The organism is Cohnella hashimotonis (genome assembly GCF_030014955.1).
In the GTDB taxonomy this organism is placed as follows: Bacteria; Bacillota; Bacilli; order Paenibacillales; family Paenibacillaceae; genus Cohnella; species Cohnella hashimotonis.
The window spans coordinates 112518-136145 of sequence record NZ_JAGRPV010000002.1 but is presented as its reverse complement, the minus strand read 5'-3'; the positions used below and the strand labels follow the sequence as shown (position 1 = coordinate 136145).

General features: G+C 61.4%; 21 protein-coding genes and 1 riboswitch. Of the genes, 9 read left to right on the top strand and 12 right to left on the bottom strand.

The window, feature by feature from the left end; all coding sequences use genetic code 11:
• Positions 1 to 80: 80 nt before the first annotated feature.
• The 3 genes from KB449_RS35125 to KB449_RS35115 are packed head-to-tail and all read left to right on the top strand — an operon-like array spanning position 81 to position 3615.
• On the top strand, positions 81 to 656 hold the full coding sequence (locus KB449_RS35125; protein WP_282913078.1) for an RNA polymerase sigma factor: 576 nt from the start codon (positions 81 to 83) through the stop codon (positions 654 to 656).
• A complete protein-coding gene (locus tag KB449_RS35120; protein WP_282913077.1) occupies positions 653 to 2215 on the top strand; it encodes an ABC transporter substrate-binding protein in 1563 nt (520 codons plus the stop codon). The genes KB449_RS35125 and KB449_RS35120 overlap by 4 nt, the downstream gene beginning before the upstream one ends.
• The gene (locus KB449_RS35115) at positions 2212 to 3615 is read left to right on the top strand and encodes an ABC transporter substrate-binding protein (protein ID WP_282913076.1); all 1404 of its coding nucleotides are present in this window, start codon (positions 2212 to 2214) and stop codon (positions 3613 to 3615) included. Before KB449_RS35120 ends, KB449_RS35115 begins: the two co-directional genes overlap by 4 nt.
• A 29-nt stretch (positions 3616 to 3644) precedes the next feature.
• On the opposite strand, the gene KB449_RS35110 is transcribed toward KB449_RS35115, so the two are convergent.
• From KB449_RS35110 to KB449_RS35095, 4 genes are all read right to left on the bottom strand, one after another.
• Positions 3645 to 4916, bottom strand: a complete 1272-nt coding sequence (locus KB449_RS35110) for a molybdopterin-dependent oxidoreductase (protein WP_282913075.1) — start codon at positions 4914 to 4916, stop codon at positions 3645 to 3647.
• 3 nt (positions 4917 to 4919) lie between these two features.
• On the bottom strand, positions 4920 to 6008 hold the full coding sequence (locus tag KB449_RS35105; protein ID WP_282913074.1) for a sensor histidine kinase: 1089 nt from the start codon (positions 6006 to 6008) through the stop codon (positions 4920 to 4922).
• Entirely contained in the window at positions 6005 to 6718 is a 714-nt protein-coding gene (locus tag KB449_RS35100; RefSeq protein ID WP_282913073.1) for a response regulator transcription factor, read from the bottom strand. Before KB449_RS35100 ends, KB449_RS35105 begins: the two co-directional genes overlap by 4 nt.
• Positions 6719 to 6781: 63 nt before the next feature.
• Entirely contained in the window at positions 6782 to 7159 is a 378-nt protein-coding gene (locus tag KB449_RS35095) for a hypothetical protein (RefSeq protein WP_282913072.1), read from the bottom strand.
• 262 nt (positions 7160 to 7421) lie between these two features.
• Between KB449_RS35095 and KB449_RS35090 the strand changes: the two genes are divergently transcribed.
• Positions 7422 to 8126 (top strand): hypothetical protein, encoded by a 705-nt coding sequence (locus KB449_RS35090; RefSeq protein WP_282913071.1) that lies wholly within the window; start codon positions 7422 to 7424, stop codon positions 8124 to 8126.
• A gap of 484 nt (positions 8127 to 8610) precedes the next feature.
• On the opposite strand, the gene trxA is transcribed toward KB449_RS35090, so the two are convergent.
• From trxA to KB449_RS35075, 3 genes are all read right to left on the bottom strand, one after another.
• Positions 8611 to 8922, bottom strand: coding sequence for a thioredoxin (trxA, locus tag KB449_RS35085; protein WP_090116128.1), 312 nt, complete (start codon positions 8920 to 8922; stop codon positions 8611 to 8613).
• A 146-nt stretch (positions 8923 to 9068) separates the two neighbouring features.
• Positions 9069 to 9494, bottom strand: a complete 426-nt coding sequence (locus KB449_RS35080) for an RrF2 family transcriptional regulator (RefSeq protein ID WP_090116127.1) — start codon at positions 9492 to 9494, stop codon at positions 9069 to 9071.
• Between the two features lie 130 nt (positions 9495 to 9624).
• On the bottom strand, positions 9625 to 10455 hold the full coding sequence (locus KB449_RS35075; RefSeq protein WP_282913070.1) for an aldo/keto reductase: 831 nt from the start codon (positions 10453 to 10455) through the stop codon (positions 9625 to 9627).
• 153 nt (positions 10456 to 10608) lie between these two features.
• On the opposite strand from KB449_RS35075, the gene KB449_RS35070 reads away from it, so the two are divergent.
• Complete coding sequence (locus KB449_RS35070) at positions 10609 to 11250, top strand: DsbA family oxidoreductase (protein ID WP_282913069.1); 642 nt, start codon at positions 10609 to 10611, stop codon at positions 11248 to 11250.
• A gap of 71 nt (positions 11251 to 11321) precedes the next feature.
• Here KB449_RS35070 and KB449_RS35065 read toward each other — a convergent pair whose 3' ends face one another.
• On the bottom strand, positions 11322 to 12245 hold the full coding sequence (locus tag KB449_RS35065) for a LysR family transcriptional regulator (protein ID WP_282913068.1): 924 nt from the start codon (positions 12243 to 12245) through the stop codon (positions 11322 to 11324).
• Positions 12246 to 12391: 146 nt separating this feature from the next.
• On the opposite strand from KB449_RS35065, the gene KB449_RS35060 reads away from it, so the two are divergent.
• Positions 12392 to 13459: a YeiH family protein gene (locus KB449_RS35060; protein ID WP_282913067.1), complete on the top strand. Its 1068-nt coding sequence runs from the start codon at positions 12392 to 12394 to the stop codon at positions 13457 to 13459.
• 35 nt (positions 13460 to 13494) lie between these two features.
• Here the strand turns inward: KB449_RS35060 and KB449_RS35055 are convergent, their stop codons facing one another.
• From KB449_RS35055 to KB449_RS35040, 4 genes are all read right to left on the bottom strand, one after another.
• Complete coding sequence (locus KB449_RS35055; RefSeq protein WP_282913066.1) at positions 13495 to 14970, bottom strand: NAD(P)/FAD-dependent oxidoreductase; 1476 nt, start codon at positions 14968 to 14970, stop codon at positions 13495 to 13497.
• Positions 14971 to 15019: 49 nt separating this feature from the next.
• Positions 15020 to 15119, bottom strand: a riboswitch (purine riboswitch).
• 494 nt (positions 15120 to 15613) lie between these two features.
• Complete coding sequence (locus KB449_RS35050; protein WP_282913065.1) at positions 15614 to 16480, bottom strand: transglutaminase family protein; 867 nt, start codon at positions 16478 to 16480, stop codon at positions 15614 to 15616.
• Positions 16477 to 17430, bottom strand: a complete 954-nt coding sequence (locus KB449_RS35045) for an alpha-E domain-containing protein (RefSeq protein ID WP_282913064.1) — start codon at positions 17428 to 17430, stop codon at positions 16477 to 16479. The genes KB449_RS35050 and KB449_RS35045 overlap by 4 nt, the downstream gene beginning before the upstream one ends.
• A 22-nt stretch (positions 17431 to 17452) precedes the next feature.
• Positions 17453 to 18907 carry a circularly permuted type 2 ATP-grasp protein gene (locus tag KB449_RS35040; RefSeq protein WP_282913063.1) on the bottom strand — a complete coding sequence of 485 codons (1455 nt, stop codon included), beginning with the start codon at positions 18905 to 18907 and terminating at the stop codon, positions 17453 to 17455.
• Between the two features lie 512 nt (positions 18908 to 19419).
• Between KB449_RS35040 and KB449_RS35035 the strand changes: the two genes are divergently transcribed.
• The 3 genes from KB449_RS35035 to KB449_RS35025 all read left to right on the top strand — a co-directional run bounded on the left by KB449_RS35035 (position 19420) and on the right by KB449_RS35025 (position 23570).
• Complete coding sequence (locus KB449_RS35035; RefSeq protein ID WP_282913062.1) at positions 19420 to 20313, top strand: cation diffusion facilitator family transporter; 894 nt, start codon at positions 19420 to 19422, stop codon at positions 20311 to 20313.
• Positions 20314 to 20592: 279 nt separating this feature from the next.
• Positions 20593 to 22413 (top strand): sensor histidine kinase, encoded by a 1821-nt coding sequence (locus KB449_RS35030; protein ID WP_282913061.1) that lies wholly within the window; start codon positions 20593 to 20595, stop codon positions 22411 to 22413.
• Complete coding sequence (locus KB449_RS35025; RefSeq protein WP_282913060.1) at positions 22410 to 23570, top strand: response regulator transcription factor; 1161 nt, start codon at positions 22410 to 22412, stop codon at positions 23568 to 23570. Before KB449_RS35030 ends, KB449_RS35025 begins: the two co-directional genes overlap by 4 nt.
• The last annotated feature ends 58 nt before the right edge of the window (positions 23571 to 23628 follow it).

Sequence of the window (23628 nt, the reverse complement as noted above, 5' to 3'; positions counted from 1 at the left end):
CCCCGGACGGCGCCGGAAGGCTACTATGAAAAAAGAAGCATGGGGGCTCCGTAACGGCTGCGGCCGTCTGCGGAGGAGAGGTGACAGCGTTGGATCACGATTATTTGAAGCATATGACCGAAGGCATCGACCGCGACGCCGTGCTGGAGGAGCTTATGCTCACTTACGGCCGCGATGTGTGGAATTACGCCTTTTTTATGACAGGCAAACGGGAGACTGCCGAGGATATCGCGCAGGACGTGTTCGTCAAGGCCTACCAGAGCCTGCATACGCTCCGCGGCGAATCGGGGGCGCGCGCCTGGCTGCTGAAGATCACGCGCAATACGGCGCTGGATTACTTCAAATCGGCCTGGTTCAGGCGCATCCGGCTGCCTGCGGTCCTGCCGACGCGAGAGTCGCAGATGTCCGCGGAAAACGAATGGCTCGGCTCCTACCGGCAGCGGGAGATCTGGCGAACGGTCATGGAGCTGCCGCGCAAGCTGCGGGAGAGCCTGCTGCTTCAGGCGCATCATGGGCTGAGCATGGCCGAGATCGCCGAGCTGCTCCAGGTGTCGGAAGGTACGGTCAAGTCGCGCATTCACCGGGCCCGGGCCGCCATGAACAAAAAGTTCGAGCTTGGGCGCGAAGACGACGAGGAAGGGGGCGGGCGAGCATGAAGGACGATCGCGACCGCTGGGAACGCACGCTGTCGGACCTGCCGCTCGGCTCCGGCGGCTTCGGCACCCCGACGATAAAAAAAGTGAAGGAGCGCATCAAAATGCTGGAACGACGCGCCAGGCGCAGAAGACGCGCGGCGGCGGCCTCCGTCGTCGCGCTGTTGATCGCGGGAGCGGCAGTCTTCAGGGGCGAGCTCTCGGAGCTGCTGACGCGCGAAGAGACGGCGAAGCCGGTCATCAGCGAGACGGAGACGACGACGCTGAACATTATGTATTGGGACAACGCCGGCTTCATGTCGATGTACGGCCAGCCCTTTATTATCCGGCATCCGTCCGTACGATTCGAATATTCGGAATACCCGGGCAAGAGCGCCAATTTGTACAACCTGACGCCAGGCATCGACGCGTTTAAGGCGCAGCTGCAAAAAAGCCAAGCCGATCTGGTGCAGGTCCCGCTTGCCTACTTGTCCGAGCTGTCGGCCGCCGGACTGCTGAAGCCGCTGGATACATGGATGAAGCGGGATAAAGTGTCCGACGACAGCTGGCAGACCGCCGTCAAGCAGACGGTGCGCGACGCGGGAGGCGGCGAGCTGTACGGATTTGCGCCTGAATTCACGGGTTACGCGCTGTATTACAACCGCAAGCTGTTCAGGGAGAACGGCGTTGCCGAACCGACGGATGGCATGACCTGGGACGAGATCATGAACTTGGCGGCCAGATTCCAAGGCATGCAAAAAAACGGCAAGCCTGTCTACGGCCTCAGCTTCGGCTATAACTCGACGATCTGGTTCGAGGCCCATTCAATCGCGAGCAGCCAGGGGCTCCGTCTCGCAGACGCCAAGCTCCAAGAAGCGACGGTCGACACCCCCGCGTGGACGACGCTATGGACCAAGCTGGCCGCAGGCCATCGGGAAGGCTGGATCAGCAACGAACCGGCGCTCAAATGGAAAGGCAGCGTCGAGATGAAGCAGCTGTATGCCCGCGACCCTTTCCTGAACGGCCGGTCGGCGCTCACTTACTCCTCCAGCGCTTACCTGAATAACATCTCCCAGGCCGGAACCGGAATGGGACTGGGTGACGAAGACTGGGGCGTCTTGGCTCCGCCGACCGACGAGGGATCTCGGGGCACGGACGGCGCGTTCGAGATTCCGTTCGTGTTCGCTATTCCGGAACAGGCCGCCAACGCGGACGCCGCCTGGGAGCTACTGAAATATATCATGAGCCCTTCGCAGGCGAACCGGTCGGTCCGGCTCCCGCACGGCGACGTCTTGCCGACCGTCGCGGCGGACGCGGCGGCAGACGATTCCCGGTCCTCCGTCTTCTACCGCGCAGCCGTCGATTCTTCGCGCGTGCTGGATGCGGCCGCGCGCAATTCGGATCCGGCTTACCAAAAAGTCGTCAACGCCGTCTGGACGGCAGCGAACGACAAGACGAAGGATTTAGGCGACGATCGCGGGCTCGACGTGCCCGCGCTCCTCAAGACGCTGCAGGCCGAGGCCGAGCAGGCGATTCGCGCCGTCGCCGCGGACGGCCAAGCGAAGACGGAGGCGAACCCATGAAGCGGACCGCGGCGCTGATGGCGCTAGCTATACTGCTCGCGGTTGTCGCAGGGTGCACGAAGAGCGAGCAAACTTTAGCCGGACCCAAGACGCTTACCGTCGCCTGCTGCCAGACTTATACGTACGACATACAGTTCAGAGACTTCGTCGAAGCCGGTTTTCCCGACTGGGATGTCCGATTCGTCCCCCTGCAGCCCGACAACGACTATAAAGCTTACGACGAAAAGACGCTCGCCGCTTTTATAGACAAAGAAAAGCCGGACCTGCTCATTTTGAACGTTCCGGACTACCGACTGCTGCATAAAGCCGACAAGCTTCAAAATTTAGAGGAATGGGCCTCACGGAAAAAGGTCAAGCTGACCGACAGCTTGACGCCGGGCGTGCTGGATTTCCTCCGCGGCGAGGACGGCGGTCCCCTCTACGGGATCGGCCCGGGCTTCCACGCCAGCGCGATGTATTACAACAAGAATATATTCGATCGCCTCGGCATTCCCTATCCGACGGACGGCATGAACTGGGAGCAGACGATCGCGCTGGCCGACCGCGTTATGCAGGACAAGCGGCTGGAAAAAGGCGAGGTCGGACTGCATATCCCTTGGCTGCGCGGCCCCTTCGACTTGCTGCAGCGGATCGCGGGCACCGAAGGGCTGACCTATGCGAATGCGAAGACAGGCGCGGTCACCTTCGATTCCCCCGGCTGGGAGCGGCTGTTCAAGCAGGTCGCCGCCGCCTACAAGCGCGGCACGTTTGTCGCCACTTGGCCCGAAGCGCGGGAGTCGGACGGCCAGACTTACTACGACCAGGCAGCCATGGAAGCGGTCGATCTGTTCAAGCAGGGCAAAGCGGCGATTACGATCGACGACGACAACCTGCTGCTGAACCTTAATGCGCAGGCGAAGCCCAAGTTTGGATGGGGCGTCGTCACGACGCCGGCACGCAGCTCCGACCCGACCTTCGGCGGAGAGCTTCAGATGTATGAGATGTTCGCTATTCCTGCCGCCGCCGCTCACGCCGAGGAAGCCTGGGAGGTGCTCTCCTATTTTATGTCGGCGCATGTCGGACAAGCCAAAGCCGCGCTGGGCGGCACGATTGGCGGGATGGACCTGTCCGTCCAGGCGGAGTATCCCGCGTGGAAGCAGAATGCGAACTTCAAGCCCTTCTATGCTTTGCGGCCGACCAATACGATCGACCGCTACTATTTCGGCGAACCGCAGGGACCCGGCACCTTCGACGAAGCGTTCGCCGAGCTGGTGAACGGACAGATCCGGAGCGTGTTGGAAAACAAGAAGACGGAGGACGAAGCGTTCGACGCAATCCAGCCCGCAGCCGAAGCGCTCATGAAAAAGGCGCTGTCGGAGGCGCAATCCGACAGCGCAAACAAAGACGGAGGATCCGAATAAAACGCGAGAAATACGCAGGGTGAGGGCGATCAGGCCTTCACCCATGCGTCGTTGTCGTAGCCCCGCTCCTCCCAATAGCCGATATGGGGGCGATCGATCAGCTCGATGCGGTCCAGCCACTTCACCGATTTGTACGCATACATGCCCGGCACGATCAGGCGGACGGGACCGCCGTAATCGCGATGAATCGGTTTGCCGTCATGGAGAACGGCGACCAGAACGTCCTTCATCCGCGCTTGCTCGAGAGACAGCGCGTCCGTATATTCGCCGTCCCCGGAGTAGAACTTCACGTACTGCGCGCTCGCTTGCACGCCCGCGGCTTCAAGCAGCTTCGCCAGCGGGATACCTTCCCACGTGTTGCCGTACACCGACCAGCCGGTGACGCAGTGAAAGTCGCTGACCTGCACCTTGCGCTTGATCGCGAGAAACTGTTCCCATGTCCACGTCGCAGGCTTGTCGACCAGACCGTCGATCGTAAAGCGCCAAGTGTCGGAGTCGAAATGCGGGAGCGGCGTAACCGTATAGAGGCGGAAGCTGCCCTTGGCGCCCCCGCCGATGACGTTCGCCGAGTCCGGCAGCGGCTGCGGCGCCGGAAGCATGCGGTTCGCGTCCGTCTCGTCCGCGGCGATATTGCCCGTGCCGGAGGTCAGACTCAGGCTGCCGCCCATCCAGCGGAAAAAGGACGGCAGCACCGCTGCGGCCAGCGCTACGCCGACTGCGCTCCGGATGAACTGGCGACGCGTCATCCAGGGCTGCGGGCTAGCAGCCGGATGCAGTCCGCCGGCATACGGACGCTTCGTGTCCGACTCTCCGGCTGCCTCAGCGCCGTCGTCCGTGCGAACGGCTCGACGTGCCGGTTTTTTGGCCCAGCGCATCCGGGTGATCGAGTGATAAGCCGCATACGGCAGACCGACCCACGTCAGCAGATCGTGAACGACGAGCGCATTCGTCGCCCAGCGCGGAGGCAGATGGCGGAGCTGCCAGAGCACGACCCCCGACGCCAGCCAGCCGAGCAGCAGGAAGACGACGAACGCCAGGTTGCCGCGCTGCCCGGACCTGCCCCTCAGCTGCTTCAAATGCCGCTTGAGCAGCGGTGCATACAAGACGAGCACGATGCCCGTGATCAGACCGATATAGATGTGAAGCTGCTTGATCCACACGCGCCCCTCGCCGAGCCACCCTCTCGCCGCGCCCCAGGACAGAATCAACCCGCTGGCCGCCAGCACGACGACGAGCCATGCATTCCAGCGGTGAAGCTCCGCAAGCTGTTTGCCGAAGCCCGCCCGTTTACGATTCTTCATCTTCTACGTCCCTCCTCCGTCGAGGGCCGCACCGCTTCCGGCGTCGGCCAGCTTCAGCGTAAATCGAAATTCGCTTCCTCTGTCCCCCGCAGGCGCTACGCCGATCTCGCCGCCGTGACGCTCCGCCAGCGACTTGGCGATCGCGAGGCCGAGACCGGCGCCTCCGCTCTCGCGCCGCCTGCTCCGATCCGACCGATAAAACCGCTCGAAAATCCGGTCCCGCTCTTCCTCCGGCACGCCGTCTCCGTCGTCCCTGAGCGCGATCGAGACCATGCCCCCGTCTTCGATCGCCGCGCACCATTCGATGCTCCCCCCGTTCGGGGAGTGACGGATCGCGTTGTCGAGCAAATTGGCCGCGATCCGTCGCAGCTCGTGCTCGACGCCCCACACGACCGGTGACGGCTCGGGAAGGCGCACGACCACCTCCAGGTTTTTCTCCTCCAGCTTGGGTCTGTAGACGTTCAGCGTATCGATCAGCACATCCTCAAGGGCAACAGGCCGAGGCTCGAAGGGGTCCGCACCGGCGTCCAGCTTCGACAGATCGAACAGATCCTGGACCAAGCGCCCGAGCCTTATCGATTCCTTCCGGATCACCTGCAGGTAATCGCCGCGCGCGGCCTCGTCTTCGACGACTCCGTCGAGCAGCGCCTCGGAGTGAGACTGAAGCAGCGCGAGCGGCGTTCGCAGGTCGTGCGCGACGTTCGCCACGAGCTCCCTGCGCGAAGTCTCGGACCTTGTCACGTCCTCGAAGCTGGTTTTTAGCCGACGGCTCATTGCGTTGAACCGCTCCGCCAGGAGGCGGAACTCGGCCGGCCCCACGATGGGCACCTCCGTGCCGAGCACGCCCGAAGCGATCTTGCCGGATGCTTCCCCGATCTGATTCGCCGCGCGAGCAAGCGGCACGATCAGCGCCAAGTGAAGGACGAACGATACGCCGCCGGCCAGCAGCGTGGCCCCGCCCAGCCAGACGAACGTCGGCGCGCTAAGCAGCATGCGGCTGTAGCAATAGAACAAGACGGCTAAAATAGCGAACAGACTGACTGCGTTGGAAATTAGGAGATAGGTGCGAAGCCTTACCGTCCGGCCCTTCATTCGACGGGCTGCCCTTCGAACCGGTAGCCGATGCCCCATACCGTTTTGAGCCATGACGGCTTGGAGGGGTTCGGCTCGATCTTCTCCCTTAGCCTGCGCATGTGCACGGTGACCGTAGTCGAATCGCCTTCGAACGCGATGTCCCACACCCGGCTCAGCAGCTGGCTTCTTGAAAAGACCTGGCCCGGATGGCGCGCGAACCATTCGAGGAGGTCGAACTCGGTGGCCGTAAGCTCCACGTCCCGTCCGCCTGCCTTCACCCTCCGCGAGGCAGGATACAGGGAAAGGCCTTCGAAGTGAAGGCCCTCCTCCCTTAACGCAGGCTTGTCGGCGGATTCCGCGGGAGGCGCCGCGCGGCGCAAAATGTTGCGCACGCGAAGGACAAGCTCGCGGGGACTGAACGGCTTGGTCAAGTAATCGTCCGCTCCGATCGTCAAGCCGAGCAGGCGATCGCTCTCCTCTCCCCTGGCGGTCAGCATGATGATCGGCACGTCCTCTTCGTCACGAACGGCGGTGCAGACGTCCCAACCCGACATGCCCGGCATCATGAGATCCAGCACGAGCAGATCCGGGCGTCTCGACCGCCAGAGCCGCAACGCCTGATCGCCGTCGTCCGCGACCAGCACTTCGAACCCTTCGCGCTCCAGGTATCTTCGGCAGACGTCGGTAATATCCCGCTCGTCGTCCGCGACCAGCACCGTTGCCGCCATCCCTATCTCTCCTTCATCCGAATACCCAGATTATAGCACAGCCGAGCGGCGAAATATTTGCACTTACTTCTCGCCCATGCCGCTGTCCTTCATGCTCACCTCCGGCGACATCATGCTATCGTCCTTCATGCTTGCCTCCGGCGACATCATGCCGCCGTCCTTCATGCTTGCCTCTGGCGACATCATGCCGCTGTCCTTCATGCTCACCTCCGGCGACATCATGCCATCGTCCTTCATGCTTGCCTCCGGCGACATCATGCCATCGTCCTTCATGCTCGCCTCCGGCGACATCATGCCGCCGTCCTTCATGCTCGCCGTCGGCATCGGCGGATTGTCGTTCGCGTTGTCCGTCCCGCATCCCGCCACCGCAGCCGCCAGCCCGACAACCGAGAGCAGCAGGCAGAGCGCCTTGCCCGTTTTTCGTAGCCCTGATTCTTTCATGATGAATCGCCTCCTTGACACGTTATAGTCTCAAGGTACCGCCCGGGGCTAACGAACCGCTAACCGATTTTCAAATAAAAGATTAAAAGATTCTTACAGAAGCATTACGACCGGCCAAGCTGTCGATTCCCTGTGATTTCCTAGCGTTCACTCACGCAATTTCCTTCTAGCGCACCGGAACATCCGGCGACATTTTGCGTCTAAGATATACGAATTTAAAAAAGAGCTAAATTCCGTATCTCTTCTAGGAGGTTATTACATCATGAAATCCAGGATGCTCCCATACTTAGCTGCGCTGCTCGCAGTGGCGCTGCTGGCCGGATGCGGCGGAGGCAAGGACGATCGCAATGCCGCCGCTCCTTCGGCGGCTTCGGGCACTGCCGTCGCATCGCAGTCCGAATCGACACCGTCCGAGGGCGCCCCGGCGACGGCATCTTCGGCCTCGTCGGCCCCTGCCGCTCCGTCCGATTCCCAAAGAGCGCTGTCCGTCGCGGCCAAGGACGTCGTCGAGGCGCTCCGCGACCGCGACTTGAAGCGCCTCGCCTCGTGGATCGATCCGAAGCTCGGGCTTCGCTTCTCGCCCTATGCAGCGATGACGGAAGCGGATCAAATATTCAAGCCCGAGGCTTTGCCTTCCTTCAAGAGCCCGGACAAGATCAAATGGGGTACGGCGGACGGCAGCGGCGATCCGATCGAGCTGTCCTTCCGCGATTACTTCGACAAGTTCGTTTACGACAAGGACTTCGATACCGCTCCCTCGGTGTCGGCGAACAAGCTGGTAGGCAAAGGCAATACGGTATACAACGGACAGGATACGTACGCGGGCTCGTCCTTCGTGGAATTTCACTTCCCCGGCTTCGACGCCTCTGCCGACGGCATGGATTGGGAGAGCCTTATCCTCACGTTCGTCCAGGACGGCAGCGACTGGCGGCTGGTCGCCCTCACGCATGCACAGTGGACGATCTAGCACGACAAGAAGGGACGCGCGGGTACGAGCGGCAAGAAAAGTCGCCAAGGTAGTCCGGAGCTCGCACTGACGCCCTTTCCGGCTGGGCTATCGTCCGCCCGCGTTGTTCTTTCCTCGTAACGCCTGCAAAAATACATCTATTTTCGCCGATGTTCGCCCGTTTAAAAAGGATAGATGCAAAAACGCATCTATTTTCCTTCATCGGCTCCATTTCCGGCTTTTGCATTGAATTTACCTGCACATTTGCAGGTATTTTATCAAGCGACGTTGGTCGACAGATAATAAATGTAAAAATGCAGTTATTTTCGACGCCAAAGACCATTGAACCGCTCCGACACGCCGATTGAACGCTAACCAGTCACGAATCGCCGCCGCATGGTTAAAAAGAAGAGCAAGCCGGCTCGTATTTCACACTTCCTGACCTGGTCACAAAAAACAAGCACCGCGTCCGAGGACGCGGTGCTTGTTCGCGTTGCAGGCTTTATTAGAGCTGGTTTTGAATCTTTGCCTTCAGGGAATCCTTGCTTTGCAGACCGACCAGCTTGTCGACCGGTTGGCCGTCCTTGAACAGGATCAGGGTCGGGATGCTCATGACGCCGAATTGGGAAGCCAGCTCGGGCTGCTCGTCGACGTTGACCTTGGCGATCGTCGCCGTGCCTTGCAGCTCGGACGACAGCTCCTCGACGATCGGGAGCTGCATCTTGCAAGGTCCGCACCATGGCGCCCAGAAATCAAGCAGAGACACGCCTTCGCTAACGGTCTCGTTAAAGTTGTCCTTCGTTACGACTACGGCCATCGTAATCCACTCCTTCAGAGGTTAAATGAATTGTGCATATCGTTCCTATATGATGATCGGACGACGAAGCGCTATGCTCCGGTCCGCTCCATCCTGCGACAGCCGCCCTCGCCATGCGCGGAGCGCACAACGAACTTTACCCTTGCCTACGTCTTCTGACACGCCTTGATGCGCGACAGCATCTGGCCGATCGTAATCCCCTGGAAGTAGCTCTCAAGCTGCTTCTCGGCGCCGCAGAAAACGGAATTCATCACTTCCTGCATATTGGAGCCGACCATGCAGTCCATGTCCGGATTGCCGCTGCACCAGTTCGGCGTGATCGCGCCGGCCGCCATCGTCCGGTAAATATCAGCCAACGTCATGTCGGAAGGATCGATGCAGAGCCTGTAGCCGCCGCCCGAGCCTTCTCGCGTCGTCACGTAGCCGTTTTTTCGCAAGAAACCGAGCACCTTCCGCACCCGCGCCGGATGCGTGCAGACATTGGCTGCGATCTCTTCGCTAGACGCCATGCCGTCCGGCTTGTGCGCGAGCAGGACCAGACTGTGTACGGCAATAATAAATTCGCTATTCATGCGGCGCCCCCTTTCCCGGCGGGTTACTGTAATATTAACAGTTACAGTTGAGTCTGTCAAGGGGCCGGCCAGTCATGGTCAACACTTAGCATGCCGCCCGCTTTCCCGCCCTATTCCGCCGTACGCGCCTTCAAGCGCCCCCGACCAGATCCGGATCCATCCCGAAGCGACGATCCTCGTTCAAGCCGTCGATCCGGGCCATGTCCTCTGCGGAGAGCGCGAAGTCGAACAGGTCCGCGTTCTCCTCGATGCGCCGCGCCTGCACGGATTTGGGAATGACGACGATCTCCTGCTGCAGATGCCAACGAAGCACGACCTGCGCTGGCGATTTCCCGTACTTGCCTCCCAGCTCGGCCAGCAAAGGAAGGTCCAGCCGTCCCTGCATAAGCGGCCGCCACGCCTCCGGCTGAATGCCTTCGCGCCGCAGAAATTCAAGCAACGGCTTCTGCGTCAGCAGCGGATGCAGCTCCACCTGATTGACCATCGGCTTGATCCGGCACGCGCCCATCAGTTCCTCCAGGTGATGAATCTTGAAGTTGCTGACGCCGATGGCGCGCACTTCGCCTTCGTCGTACAGATGCTCCAGCGCTCTGTACGTATCCTTGTACTTGCCGGGCACGGGCCAATGCACCAGATAAAGATCGACCGCGCCGATGCCGAGCCGTTCCTTGCTTCTGTAAAAGGCGCGCAGCGTCTCGTCGTAGCCCTGCTCGTCGTTCCACACCTTGGACGTGACGAACAGCTTGTCCCTCGCGATGCCCGAATCGCGGATCGCCCGGCCTACGTCCGCTTCGTTGCCGTACAGCGATGCGGTATCGATCGCGCGGTAACCCGCCGACAGCGCGGCCCTCACCGCGTTCTCCGTTTCCGCGCCGGACTTGGCCCGCCATACGCCGAGCCCCAGCCTTGGCATTCGTTCGCCGTTCAGCAGCTCCACGGCCGATGCCTTCGTCCACCCCATCCCGCCCACTCCTTTTTTGCGTTGATCTTAGGCCATGTTACCACGGATACACGAGGCGCGCACATTGATCGCAACCGTTCGATCTGGCATACTCAAAGTGTCGGCGAAGCCTTGCGCCCGCCCCAACTTCATAGAGACGAGGAGCTTACGCTCATGCATATCGACATTTACTCCGACATGGTCTGCCCGTGGTGCAGAATCGGCAAAAAGAACGTGATCGACGCGATCGAACAGTGGGTTACGGAATCCGGAGAGGACGTCACCGTAAGCTATCACGCCTTTCTGCTGGATCATTCGCTGCCGCCCGAGGGATTGCCCTTCCGCGCTTCGATGGCGCACAAGATGGGCGGCGAGCACCGCATCGAAGAGATGCTGCAGCGCGTGACCGATGCAGGCGCGGCCGTCGGCGTGCCGTTCCGCTTCGACCGGGTGACCCGGATGCCGAATACGGTGCTGGCGCATCGCCTGACCGCGATCTTGCCCGCAGACCGGCAGGAAGCGTGGATCGACGCCGTCATGATGGCTTATTTCGAATACGGCAGAGATATCGCGAAGCGCGAAGTGCTGCTCGAGATCGCGGCGGACCTCGGCCTTGAGACCTTCCCGCTCGAGACGGCGCTGGACGAAGGCCGCGGAGCCGAAGAGGTTCAGGCGGATCTGGAACGCGCTTCGGCCATGGGCATCTCGGGCGTTCCCTTCTTCGTGCTGAACGGTAAGTACGGCTTGTCCGGCGCCTACCCGGCCGCCGAATTCGTCAAGGCATTCGGGAAAATAGCGGAGCAGAGCGGGCAATAAGTCGCGCCGTTCGCGCGAGGCCGAAGCGAGCGGCGGCACAAGGGCCCCTTCACGCCCATCCGATCCGCCGATCAGCCGAGGTCTCGCGCGTCGATCCCGTTCCGCTCCATCAGCCGCGCCGTCGTCTCCTCCAGCTGCGCCAGAAAAGCCTCCAGCGTTCGCGTCCGCACTTCTCCCTTCCGCAGCAGGACATAGAAGCTTCTTTTAAAAGGCAAGCCCGGCGCCGCAACCGTCTTCAGCGCGCCGATCGCCAGCTCCCTGCGCAGCGACCAGCGGGACTGCAGCGTAATGCCAAGTCCGGCCTCCGCCATTTCCTTGACCAATTGCGTGCTGCCCAGCTCCATCAGTCGATTCGGGCGAATGCCCCACACCTCGAACATCCGGTCGGTCGCCGCACGCGTGCCCGAGCCCCGCTCTCTTACCAGCCAGACCTCCTCTTGCAGCCTTGCCGCCTCTGCTTCGGCCCGCCCTGCCAGCGCATGTTCAGCTCCCGCGACGAGCACCATCTCGTCTCCCGCAATCCGCCTGCTCTCGAGCCCGGGTCCGATCTCTTCGCCTTCGACGACGCAGACGTCGAGCTCCCGCCTGCGCAGACGCTCCGCGATCTCCGCCGTATTCGCGATCGCGATGGATGGCTTGACGTCGGGGTAGACTCGCATCAAATCGCCCAATATACGGGGCAGCACATACTCACCGAACGTATAGCTGGCGCCGATCGCCAGCGGGCCGCGTACGCTGCCCGAGAGCTCGTCGACCATTTCCTGCATCCGCTCGTACAGCATGCCGATCTCCCTGGCATGCCCGAGCACGATCTCGCCCGCGCGCGTAAGCGCGACCGATTTGCTGCTTCGATCCAGCAGGCGGGCGCCTAGCGCGGTCTCGAGCGCGCGGATGTGCTGGCTGACGGCGGGCTGGGTCATGTGGAGACGCTCGGCCGCGCGGGAAAAATTCCTCATCTCGGCAGCGACGACGAATACCTGCAGCGCAATGTCCATGCGATTCACCCCCCCCCTCTTCTATAAGTCACCGCTTATTATTATCATAAGAATAATTCATTTCACTTATAGAATAAAGCGAGCTATGCTTGCACTAACAAAAATAGCTCGAGCAAGAGACGAGAGACGACGAGGAGATGGCCCGCATGAACATCGCTCCAATACGACCATTACAGCGGTCCGGGTACCCCCTGCGCACGCGCATGACGCGTCTCGCCGGATACGCGCCGGGTCTGGCGCTCGCTGCCGCGTTGGCCCTGCTCGGCTGGCAGCTCGCGCGCATCCCCGGCTTTGGCCTGTTCGGACCGATGGCCTGTACGCTGCTGGCAGCGGTCGCTTTCCGCCAGCTGTTCGGCTATTCGCAGGCATGGGCACCCGGCGTGCGCTTCGGCACGACCAAGCTGCTTCGCGCTGCGATTGTTTTGTTCGGCTTAAAGCTGCCGCTGGACGCCGTGCTTCACCAGGGCTTGCCGCTCCTGGCGAGAAGCGTCGGTACGCTGGCCTTCTCGATGGCAGCCGGGCTCGCGCTGGGCCGCTTGCTGAAGGCCGACAGGCAACTTACGCTGCTCCTGGCGGTAGGCACGGGTATTTGCGGCGCGGCCGCGATCGCCGCCGTGTCACCGCTGGTCGCGGCCAGGGAAGATCGCACCGCAACCGCGGCGGGATTGATCGCGATCGTTGGCACGGCAGCCGCGATCGCCTCAATGCTGCTGGCGGACGTCCTGCCGCTGAGCGGGACCGCCTACGGCCTGTGGACCGGCTTGACGCTGCACGAGATCGCGCATGTCGCCATGGCCGCATCGGCAGGCGGGTCAGATGCGCTCGAGAGCGGCATGCTGGCAAAGCTCGCCCGCGTGTTTCTGCTGGTGCCGGTCTGCCTGGCGCTTCACTGGCGCAACAGCCGCCTCGTCCGGCGTCTGCCGGCGAGCGAAAAAGAAGCCGCGGCGGGCGCCGCAGCTTCGTTCCCCTGGTTTTTAATCGGCTTCCTGGTCATGAGCCTGCTCGGTTCGGGCCTAACCGCCGCCGGATGGCCGCTCCCTCCCCGCGCGACCGCCGGCGCTTCGACGCTGACAACCGTTCTGCTGACGGTCGCAATGGCCGGCATGGGTCTTAACGTGAATGTTCGCGCACTCCGGCACGCCGTGCGCCCGATTGTCGTCCTGCTGATCGTATCCGCGCTTCTGTCGGGCTTGACGCTCGTGACGCTGCTCTGACCGGCTAGCCGAACCTGCGAAGGCTCCCGTATCATTTACAGAACCGCCGCCGCATTCTCTTCTTTCCCGCCGTCTTTCTTAAGACGATCGGCAACGGCGCGCGCGATCCACACGCCCGCCGCGCCGGCTTGCGCCAGCCCCCGCGTGATGCCGGCGCCGTCGCCGCCGCAGTACAAGCCGGATATCTCGGTCTCGAGCCGGTCGGTCAGCTGCGGACGCGCGGAGTAGAACTTCGCCTCGACGCCGTAGAACAAGGTGTGCTCGGACGCGAGACCCGGCGTGACCTTATCCAGCGCCTCCACCATCTCAATCAGGCTCTTCATCGTGTTGTAAGGCAGCACCAGGCCCAAATCTCCCGGCACGGCCTCCTTCAGCGTCGGCTCCAGGAAGCCCTCCTTGATCCGCGCGGCCGTCGAGCGGCGCCCGCGCAAAATGTCGCCGTACTTCTGCACGATGACGCCTCCGCCGGACAGATCGTTCGCCCGCTCGCAGATCTCGCGCGCGTATTCGTTCGGCTTGTCGAACGGCTCTGTGAACTTGTGCGAGACGAGCAGCGCGAAGTTCGTATTGGACGAACCCAGGGCGGGATCCTTGTAGGCGTGGCCGTTGGCGGCCATGACGCCGCTGTGGTTCTCGACGACGACGTGGCCCGACGGATTGCTGCAGAACGTGCGGACGCGCGTGCCCACCGACGTGTTGTATACGAATTTCCCCTCGTACAGATGCTCGTTGATCTCGCGCATGACCACGTCCGACGTCTCGACGCGCACGCCGACGTCGACCTGGTTGCTGTGCATTTTGATGCGACGCTTTTTCAGCACCTCCGTCAGCCAGGCGGAGCCGTCCCGGCCCGGAGCGATCACGACCGTGTCCGCCGCGAGCTCTTCGCCGCCCTTCAGCACAATGCCAGAAACCCGGTGACCCGCACCTTCCTTCACGGTCAGCAGGTCCGCAACCTCCGTCTTGAAACGCATCTCGATCTTGTCCGACAGGTAAGCGGCGATCGACTTGAGAATCTCCAGATTCTGCTCGGTGCCGAGATGCCGAACCTGCGCGCGCAGCAGCTTCAGTCCGGCGGCATAGGCGCGCTGTTCGATGCTCTTGACGACGTCCGTCGTCGGATCGGTGATCGTATGCGTCGCGCCGTGCGCAAGGTTGACTTCGTCTACGTACTTGATGAGGCCGAGCACCTGGGACGCCGGCAAATAATCGGTCAGCCACCCGCCGAACTCGGTCGTAATGTTGAACTTGCCGTCGCTGTACGCGCCCGCGCCGCCGAAGCCCGCCGTGATCGAGCAGGCCGGCAGGCAGCCGGCGAATTCCTTTTTCCCGGCGGCCGGAGGGCAAAGCTGGATCTTCTCCTCGAGAATGGGGCAGCGGCGGCGATGAATCTCGTGGCCTTTGTCCAGCAGCAGCACCTTGAGGTGCGGGGACTTGCGATAGAGCTCGTAGCACGCGAATATACCCGCCGGTCCTGCGCCGACGACGATGACGTCATAGGTGTTCGTCATTTTTTCCGCCTCCCGAAAATGAAAAATTCCCGACCGCCAAAAGATACGGAGATGCCCTCCGCTCCTTCGTAGTCGGGAATTCACGGTTCCCGGTAGAGACCACCGGCCCTTATCGCCGGAGATATACGAATGCGCGTATTGTGAATGCCTGTTGGCGGCTAGGTACGTTTGTTGCCTTGGTTCGGAGAAACGGAGCTGGCCGTTAGCGCTGATGAGAGTCACCGTATCCCGACAGTTAGTTTACGCGCGTTAGCCGTACGTGTCAATGAAACATTTGCATATCGTACGTTAAAATGCATTAATATCTCACATCATTAATTAATTTCATATCGTTATTCCCTCTAAATCCGAACATTAATCGTCGATAACGAGGTGTCCTGCAATGTCGCTTTCTCTGCAAAAGTCGATCCGACTCCCCGGCCCTTTTCCGGCTCCAACGCCTCCGCTAAAGCAAGCGATTCGATTGCCAGCCCGCTTCCGGCCCTAACGCCTTCCCTACAGCAGCGATCCGCCGCTCGCAGCAAAAAAAGAGCTGTCCGCCGCCACGATCCCGCGACTTTCGGACAACCCTTCGCCCCGTTTACGCATGCCAAACGCCAATCTCCTAATTCCCGCCGCTTGCCCTCCGCAGTCTCGCTCCGCGCTATCCCGCCAACTGCACGTCCACGCTCACCGTCAGCGTTTGCTCGCCGGTTCCCCGATAGACACCCTTGACCGGCACGATGTCCAGGTAGTCCCGGCCGTGCGCCAGCTTCACATACCGCCAATCGACGAGTCCGTTGTTGGTCGGATCGAAGCCCTGCCAGCCCATGCCGGGCACATATACCTCGACCCATGCGTGGGACGCCTGCTCGAAGTCGGCATTCCGCCCCTGCAGATCGCCGACGAAGTGATACCCGCTCACGTACCGCGCGGGCACGCCGCGCATGCGGCAGATCGCAAGCAGCAGATGCGCGAAGTCCTGGCAGACGCCCGAGCCGATGGCGATCATCTCGTCGGCTGTCGTGTGAACCGCCGTCGACAACGGCTTGTACTCGAAGTCGCCGAAGATGCGGCCGGACGCGCATTGGACGAAGTCGAACACGCCGACCTGCCCGGCGCCGCATACCGCGTCGTTCGCGTACCCGGCCACTGTCGGATGGAAGGTCGCGAACGGCGTCGGCAGCAGGTACTCCGCGTTGGCGTCGCGGAACGCATCGGTGCGCAGCCGCGCCCACGACTCGGACGGCTCGCTCTCTGACTTGCGCTTCATCTCCGAATCGCGCGTGACGACCGTCGACTGGGAGGTGATGACGAGCTCCCGGTGCGGATAGTTGGCCGTGAAGGCGTGCACGCGATTGCCGAAGTAATCTTCGTACGACATCAAGGAAACGTTGGGCTCGATGATCAGCCGGTGCTGATAGCAAGCCTGTCGCTCGTCGGTGCGCGGGGCGAGGCGCAGCTCATTGACACTGTCCGTCACCGGCGCGCCGTACTGGTAAGTCGTGACGTGGGTAATGTCCAGCTTCATGCCGTAACCTCCCGTCCGGGGGAAAAAAACGCCTTCGCCATCGATTCGCCGAGCTGCCTGTTCGTGACGAGCAGCTGCTGCAGAACGGCGTCCAGCGTATCGGCGTTAATGTCCGGACGTTCAAGCCAACCCAGATCGGAGCGCGCCTTGTCGGCGGTCCGGACGATCCTGTCCAGGCCCGAACCCGAACGGCTCGCGCCGGCCCGAAGCGTCTTGATGTGGTCCGAGAAGCTCGCGAGCGCATAGTGGACCGAGCGCGGGAACTGCTCTTGCGCAAGCAGAAACGCCGCCACCTCCTCCATGCTCAACTCCTCGATGCCCAGCCTGCGGAAGGCTTCGTATCCGCCGACCGACTTGAGCACGGCCATCAGATAGGCGTAGGAAGAGCTTCCCGTCTCCGCGGTATACCTCAGGACGGATTGAAGCAGCCGTACAATATTTTCGGAGCGCTCCAGATGCCTGCCGCTCTCCATCATGCTGTACGCGTCGTCGCGCAGCGCGATCGACACCGCCGTCCCCTGGAACGCCGCCAAGCCCTCCTTGATACGCTGGTAGAACCGGTGAGGCGAATCGCCCAGCACCTCGGTCGTATCGCAGCTTTTTAGCCACAGGTAGAAGCCGTTCAACAGATTCCACAGCTCGGACGGGAGCCGGTCACGAATTTTCCTCAGGTTGTCCCGCGCCTGGGCGACACAGACGACAAGCGAGTTGGCTTGCGTCGCGTCCAGCGTCAGGAAGTGGATCACGTCGCGTTCGCCGTAGGCGGCATGCTTTTCCTCGTAAGCCGAGATATCTCCGATCGCGCCTACGATTCGGCGCCACACCTGCTCATCCGGCCCCTGCTCATCCTCCCTGAGATGGTAGTACACGTCGATGAGCCGCGCGTGGTTTTCCGCCCTCTCCGTATAGCGTCCGATCCAGAACAACGATTCCGCGATGCGGTCCAGCATAGCGTTCCCTCCTCGTCAACGATCAAGCTAATACCCAAGTATCCTTGCAGCCGCCCCCCTGGGACGAATTGACGACCAGCGAGCCTTCTTTCATGGCGACGCGGGTAAGCCCGCCGGGCAGCACATGCACGCGCTGGCCGTTCATGAGCGCGAATACGCGAAGATCGATATGCCGCGATACGAGTCGTCCATCCACGCAGACCGGCGCGGTGGACAGCTTGATCGTCGGCTGCGCGATATAGTTGTCCGGATCGGCTATAATCTTCTGCGCGAATGCCGCGCGCTCCCCCTCGGTCGACGAAGGACCGATCAGCATGCCGTAGCCGCCCGACAGCGACGTCTCCTTGACGACCATCTCGTCCAGCCGCTGCAGCACGTATTCCCTTTCCTCCGGACGGCTCATGAGGTAAGTAGGCACGTTGGAAAGGATCGGCGTCTCGTTCAGATAATAGCGAATCATGTCCGGCACGAAGGTATAGATCGCCTTGTCGTCGGCGACGCCCGTGCCAGGCGCGTTCGCGATCGCGATGTTGCCGAAGCGGTAAGCGTTCATCAAGCCGGCGACGCCGAGCATTGAATCCGGCCGGAAGGCGAGCGGGTCGAGAAAGTCGTCGTCGATCCGCCGGTACAGGACGTCCACCCGTCTCTTGCGGCGCGAGCTGCGGATATAAATCTTGTGGTCCTCGCACACGAGGTCGCGCCCCTCTACCAGTTCGATGCCCATCTGCTGCGCCAGAAACGCATGCTCGAAATACGCCGAGTTGAAGCTGCCTGGCGTCAGCAGCGCGATGACGGGATCGCTCTTGTCGGTCTGGGCCATGGCCCGCAGGGAGGACCGGAAGGCGTCGAGCGTACGGTCGATGCCCCGAACGGCGTGCGAGAAGTACAGCTCCGGGAAGTCGTGGGTCATGATCGATCGGCCCTTGAAAATGTAAGAGAACCCCGAAGGCGAGCGCAAATTGTCCTCCAGCACGAAGTAATCGCCCTTCTCGTCGCGGATCAGGTCGATGCCCGAGGCCGTCACGTAGGCGCCGCCCGGCACGGACAGACGCATCATCTCGCCTCTGAAGTAGCGGTTGCCGAGCACCATGCGCCTGGGAATCAGTCCGTCCTGGAAAATTTGCTGCTCGTGGTAGACATCCTTGACGAACGCGTTCAGCGCGCGCACGCGCTGCGAGACGCCGCGCTCGATCGTCTCCCATTCGGCGCCCGGAATGATGCGGGGTACGAGATCGAACGGAATCGTGCGCTCCAGCGCCTCGGACTGGCCGGGCTGGGACAAGGTGAAGGTGATGCCCTCCTCCAGCAGCCGGCGGTTCATCTGCCGCTGTCTGGCTGCGCGCTCGTCGATGCTGAGCCGCGAGAGAATGGCTTGAACTTTTTCGTAATGGGCCCTGACCTGCGTTCCTTCGAACATCTCGTCGTAAAACTTGGAGGCCGGAGGCGACAGCGAGGTGATCGCGTTCCATAATTCCATGACTGCGGCTCCTCTCCGCGCAGAACGCGGAGGAGAAGAGCCATTCCTCCCTTCGGGCGGGGTCCGGCGATAGGCGTGCTGCCTGTCGGCAACCGTTGTTACAAGAATCATATGCCCGCGCGTATGACATGTCAATATTTTTTACATAAAATAAACAATTTTAACGAATAATCTGACGCATATGTATCTCAAAACGTCATAAATGAGTGGATTTTATACAACAAAAGGAACTCCAATCGCAATTGCACACGTCAGAAACCGAACTTTAATTGCGATCATTCAATTTAAATAACATAAAACTAACACGGTCTTATCTTAAATGACGGGACATCTTGCTTCTTCGGTCCTTCAATCGGCGAATCTCACCCATTACGCGCAGCTGCGGCTCTTTATTTTTTTCATCGGATTCGCTCGCCCCCCCTCCGATCTCAGCTTCATTTTCCGAATTAGGTATCCCGTTCGGCGCTATGATAGAATATCGGAACAAAGATTGGCAAAAGGAGCCACCGCCGTTGACCTTTAAAGCAAACGCAGGGCTGCTGTCCATCTGGATCAGCCTTGTCAGCAACATCGCGCTCACCATTCTCAAGATCGTCGTCGGCCTGCTGTTCGCGAGTCCGGTGCTCGTGGCCGACGGCATTCACAACGCCGGCGACATCATCGCCACCATAGCCGCGCTGACGTCGTCCATGGTATCCAAAAAACCGGCGGATGACGATCACCCCTACGGCCACGGCAAAGCCGAGGTCGTCGCGTCCGCGCTGGTCGCCATCATCCTGGCGATCGCCGCGCTGTGGATCGGCTACCACGCCATCCTGACGCTCCGGGAGCCGCCGGAGAGCCAGAGTCTGCTGCCGCTGGCCGCCGCAGTCGTCTCTCTTGTCTGGAAGCAGGTCCTGTACGTATACACGATCCGGGTGGGCCGGGCCGTCAACAGCAAGAGCGTGCTTGCCACCGCCTACGATCATTTGGCCGACGTGTACGCCTCGTTAGCTGCGGTAATCGGGATCGGCTTGGCTTATATCGGCGAGCGCCTCGACTGGTCCTGGGCCGCCTACGGCGATCCCGTGGCGGGCATCGTCGTATCGCTGCTCGTGCTCAAGCTCGCCTACGAGATGGGCACCGACGCCATCGACATTCTGATGGAGCGCAACGTATCGCCCGCCAAGCTCGCACAGTACGAAAAGCTGATCGCCGGCGAGCCCGAGATCAAGCGGATCGATCGCGTCCGCGCCCGCGAGCACGGACATTACATCATCGTCGACGTGCGCGTCGGCATACCGAGCCACTATACGATCCAGCAAGGCCACGACATCGGCCGGGCGCTCAAGCGCTGCATCATGGACAGCGATCCCGACGTCGTCGAGGTGCTCGTGCATATGAACCCTTGGAACGAAGGCGAATAAACGTCGGCGAGCCGGCATTACGCCACTGAAAGCGAAAGGTACAACCCCGCAGAGAGCTTAGGGGTTGTACCTTTTTTATGCGCCGCTCCAAGCTCACTTTTTGCGCTTACAGCCCCCAAGCCCGGCGCCACCGCCGGCTCTCTTTTACAAATCATTCACTGCGCCAATGACTGGACTGCCCGCTCGCCAAAAACGCCCGAAAACATTGCGATAATATTCGTCTCCTATAATGAAGCCGCTAGCCGCCAGCTTTAAATACGGACACGGGGAGAACGCGCCATGAACTGGAGACACGGAATTCGCTCCCTCTTCGCCAGCTGGAAGCTGCTGCTCTTCATCCTGATCTCGCTGCTCCTGCTGTGCCTGACTTCATTGCAAGGCTATATCGTCAGCAGGCAGTCGACCAGGACGATCGAAGATCAGTACGCCCGGCTGATCGCCGAGAATATGGATTCGGTATCGGTCAACTTGTCCAACTACCTGAATTATATCGACGACTTCGCCCGGACGCTGTCGAACCATCCGGCGCTGATCGAATCGCTGCAGTCCGGCGCGAAGCCGCAAACGGAGCGGCAGCTAAGCGCGTTCGCGGAATATTATCATCTCCGGCTGCCCGTCAACATTCAAGTGTTCGACAGCCGGCAGCGCGTCTACGCCTATCCCGCGGTGAACACGGAAGAGGAACAACGGCTCCTTCGCACCGTATCGGACTTCCCCTGGTTCGAAAACCGCGTTGCCATCGACAACAACTTTTTACACTGGAACGTCTCTTCCGACTACCATATCGCCTCGCATGCCGAAGCCGCCCTGTACGTCAGCAAAAACATGATTCAAAACAATCGTTCGCTCGGCCTGCTCGTGATCGAGCTGAACGGCACGCTCATCGAACGAATGCTGGATCGGGCGCAGATCAATGCGGACAATCCGATCTTCCTGTTCTCCGGCGACGAGGAGACGATGCTCTTCCACAGCGAGCGGCTGACGGGCGATATCTCGGACTGGTCCGCTCATCTTCTCGCCATCTATCGAACGATCAAGGACGCCCGCGCGGACGAAGGAGCCCTCGACATCCGCCTTTCGGGAAGACCCTATCGCCTGCTGTATATGCAGGTCGCCTCGACGCCCTGGACGATGGCTTCGCTCCTCCCGCCGAGCGCGCTCCATGCGAGCAGCGTCAGCACCTGGCGCATCACGGCACTCACGACTGGCGTCTCGATCCTGTTCATCGCCGTCTTCTTCGCCGTCCTGCACAGGAAGGTGACGATGCCCATCCGCCGGCTGTCCCGAATCGTAGAGGACTCGAACGGCAAAGGCATGCTGCCGGACAATTATCGCTACAGCGGCTTCAAGGAGATCGAGACGCTGAACAGCGGCATTCACCGGTTTCTCGGGAAAATCCAGGAGCAGGTCGAGACGATCCGGCGCGGCGAAACGGAAAAACGGATGCTGGAGCTGCAGCGGCTGCAGGAGCAGATGCGCCCCCACTTCTGGCACAACTCGCTGAACGCGCTGCGGTTCATGGCGATGCTGCGCGGCGACCCGACGATGGCCGAAGCGCTCCTCTCCCTGACGCGGATGCTCGACTATACGCTGCGCAACACCGACGTGCTGTACAGCACGCTCGAGGAAGAGATCGAATACGCGATGAGCTTCGTTAAATTTCAGGAGATCCGCGCCATGCGGACGTATCGCGTCGAGCTGGACGTCGACGCGGCCGCGCTGCGCGCGGAGATCCCCAAGTTTACGGTGCAACCGCTCGTAGAAAATGCGATCGTGCACGGGTTTGCCGCACCGTTCGAAGGCGAGACGCTGCTGCGGATCGAGGCGCGCGCCCGCGGAGGCGACCTGGCGCTCACCGTCGCGGACAACGGCAAAGGCATCGCCCCCGCAGCTCTCTTAGGGCCCGCCGGCTCGGGACGGCGCAGCGGGCGCGGGGCTCCGGGTGGGCTGAGCCTCGCCAACCTGCGGCAGCGGCTGCGGCTGGAATACGGTTCGCCATATGGCCTTGAGATCGACAGCGCGCCCGGCGCATACACAAAAGTGAAGCTCTCCCTGCCCTATCGGCCGGCCGAGCAAAAGATGGAGGGAATGCCGTCATGAAAGTCATGATCGCCGAAGACGAAATCCTGGTCAGGCTCGGCCTGCGCAAAACGATCCCGTGGGCCAAGCTCGGCATGGATCTCGTCTGCGAGGCGCAGGACGGAGAAGAAGCCTACGAGCAGTTCAAGCGCCATCTGCCCGATATCGTGCTGGTGGACATCGAGATGCCGAAGATGGACGGCCTTCAGTTCGTGCGCTACGCCAAAGGAAAGCGGGCGGACGCCCGGTTCGTCATGCTGACGTGCCATCAGGACATGAAGTATTTGCGGGAAGCGATCCAGCTTCAGGTGCACGACTTCATCCTGAAGTCCACGCTGGACATGGACGAGCTATGCGGGATTCTGCAAAGCCTGGCGCTCGACCTGGCGCGTGAAAAGGAAGCCGCCGCCGCGCTTGCGGGACGGACCGCGATCGAAGCGCCTGCGCCGGATGCGGCCTCCGCGCGGGAAGCGGAGGAGCGCGGGTTTTACGGCGCGCCGGAGGGAGCGCGCGCGGCGGCGCCGCTTGAGGTACTGCCGGAGACGGCGCTGAAGTTGCGCAAGCCGCTTGCCACCAGCCTGGAGTCGCTGCGCTTCGCCGACGCCAGGCGGCAGCTCCGGGAGCTCGGGCAGGCGCTTCGCGAGCCGCCGTTGGCGCATCCCCATGTCGTCAAAAACATGATGACCGAGCTCCTGTTCCGCTCCTGGTCCGCCTGCGACGAGCTGCTGGCCGGCCAACAGGCGGCGGATCATCTGCTCGTCGACCGGATCTATGCGTCCGAACGGCTTGAAGATGCCACGGAGCTGCTCGCCGCGGAGCTGGAACGGCTGGAACAAGCGCTCGCGCTGACGAACTCGGACGGCGACAAAGCCAAGATCGTCTTGCTGATCAAGCAATATATCAAGACCCACCTGGACCGGGACATCACGCTGCAGGAGATCGCGAACGCCTTTTACATCAACAGCAGTTACTTAAGCAGACTGTTCAAGGAAGTCAGCAGCATGAGCTTCACCGAGTTCGTCGTGCACGAGAAAACGGAGCAAGCCATCGTCATGATGAGAAACGGGAAAAGCCTGACCGAAATCTCCGACAAGCTCGGTTATCTGAACCTGAGCTCGTTCACCCGCATGTTCAAAAAAGCGCGCGGCGCTTCTCCCTCCCGCTACCTCAAAGGATAAACGAAAAGGCATGTCCGGATAAACGGCCCGCTTCTCATTAATCCCCCGTTAACATTCG

What these genes read in the sequence shown, in the direction of transcription:
- KB449_RS35045 (WP_282913064.1), bottom strand. Translation starts at nt 17,430, where the DNA reads ATGCTGGACCGCATCGCGGAATCGTTGTTCTGGATCGGACGCTATACG.
- KB449_RS35060 (WP_282913067.1), top strand. Translation starts at nt 12,392, where the DNA reads ATGAACATCGCTCCAATACGACCATTACAGCGGTCCGGGTACCCCCTG.
- KB449_RS35095 (WP_282913072.1), bottom strand. Translation starts at nt 7,159, where the DNA reads ATGAAAGAATCAGGGCTACGAAAAACGGGCAAGGCGCTCTGCCTGCTG.
- KB449_RS35030 (WP_282913061.1), top strand. Translation starts at nt 20,593, where the DNA reads ATGAACTGGAGACACGGAATTCGCTCCCTCTTCGCCAGCTGGAAGCTG.
- KB449_RS35040 (WP_282913063.1), bottom strand. Translation starts at nt 18,907, where the DNA reads ATGGAATTATGGAACGCGATCACCTCGCTGTCGCCTCCGGCCTCCAAG.
- trxA (WP_090116128.1), bottom strand. Translation starts at nt 8,922, where the DNA reads ATGGCCGTAGTCGTAACGAAGGACAACTTTAACGAGACCGTTAGCGAA.
- KB449_RS35070 (WP_282913069.1), top strand. Translation starts at nt 10,609, where the DNA reads ATGCATATCGACATTTACTCCGACATGGTCTGCCCGTGGTGCAGAATC.
- KB449_RS35110 (WP_282913075.1), bottom strand. Translation starts at nt 4,916, where the DNA reads ATGAAGAATCGTAAACGGGCGGGCTTCGGCAAACAGCTTGCGGAGCTT.
- KB449_RS35065 (WP_282913068.1), bottom strand. Translation starts at nt 12,245, where the DNA reads ATGGACATTGCGCTGCAGGTATTCGTCGTCGCTGCCGAGATGAGGAAT.
- KB449_RS35075 (WP_282913070.1), bottom strand. Translation starts at nt 10,455, where the DNA reads ATGGGGTGGACGAAGGCATCGGCCGTGGAGCTGCTGAACGGCGAACGA.
- KB449_RS35115 (WP_282913076.1), top strand. Translation starts at nt 2,212, where the DNA reads ATGAAGCGGACCGCGGCGCTGATGGCGCTAGCTATACTGCTCGCGGTT.
- KB449_RS35100 (WP_282913073.1), bottom strand. Translation starts at nt 6,718, where the DNA reads ATGGCGGCAACGGTGCTGGTCGCGGACGACGAGCGGGATATTACCGAC.
- KB449_RS35080 (WP_090116127.1), bottom strand. Translation starts at nt 9,494, where the DNA reads ATGAATAGCGAATTTATTATTGCCGTACACAGTCTGGTCCTGCTCGCG.
- KB449_RS35055 (WP_282913066.1), bottom strand. Translation starts at nt 14,970, where the DNA reads ATGACGAACACCTATGACGTCATCGTCGTCGGCGCAGGACCGGCGGGT.
- KB449_RS35090 (WP_282913071.1), top strand. Translation starts at nt 7,422, where the DNA reads ATGAAATCCAGGATGCTCCCATACTTAGCTGCGCTGCTCGCAGTGGCG.
- KB449_RS35120 (WP_282913077.1), top strand. Translation starts at nt 653, where the DNA reads ATGAAGGACGATCGCGACCGCTGGGAACGCACGCTGTCGGACCTGCCG.
- KB449_RS35025 (WP_282913060.1), top strand. Translation starts at nt 22,410, where the DNA reads ATGAAAGTCATGATCGCCGAAGACGAAATCCTGGTCAGGCTCGGCCTG.
- KB449_RS35050 (WP_282913065.1), bottom strand. Translation starts at nt 16,480, where the DNA reads ATGAAGCTGGACATTACCCACGTCACGACTTACCAGTACGGCGCGCCG.
- KB449_RS35105 (WP_282913074.1), bottom strand. Translation starts at nt 6,008, where the DNA reads ATGAAGGGCCGGACGGTAAGGCTTCGCACCTATCTCCTAATTTCCAAC.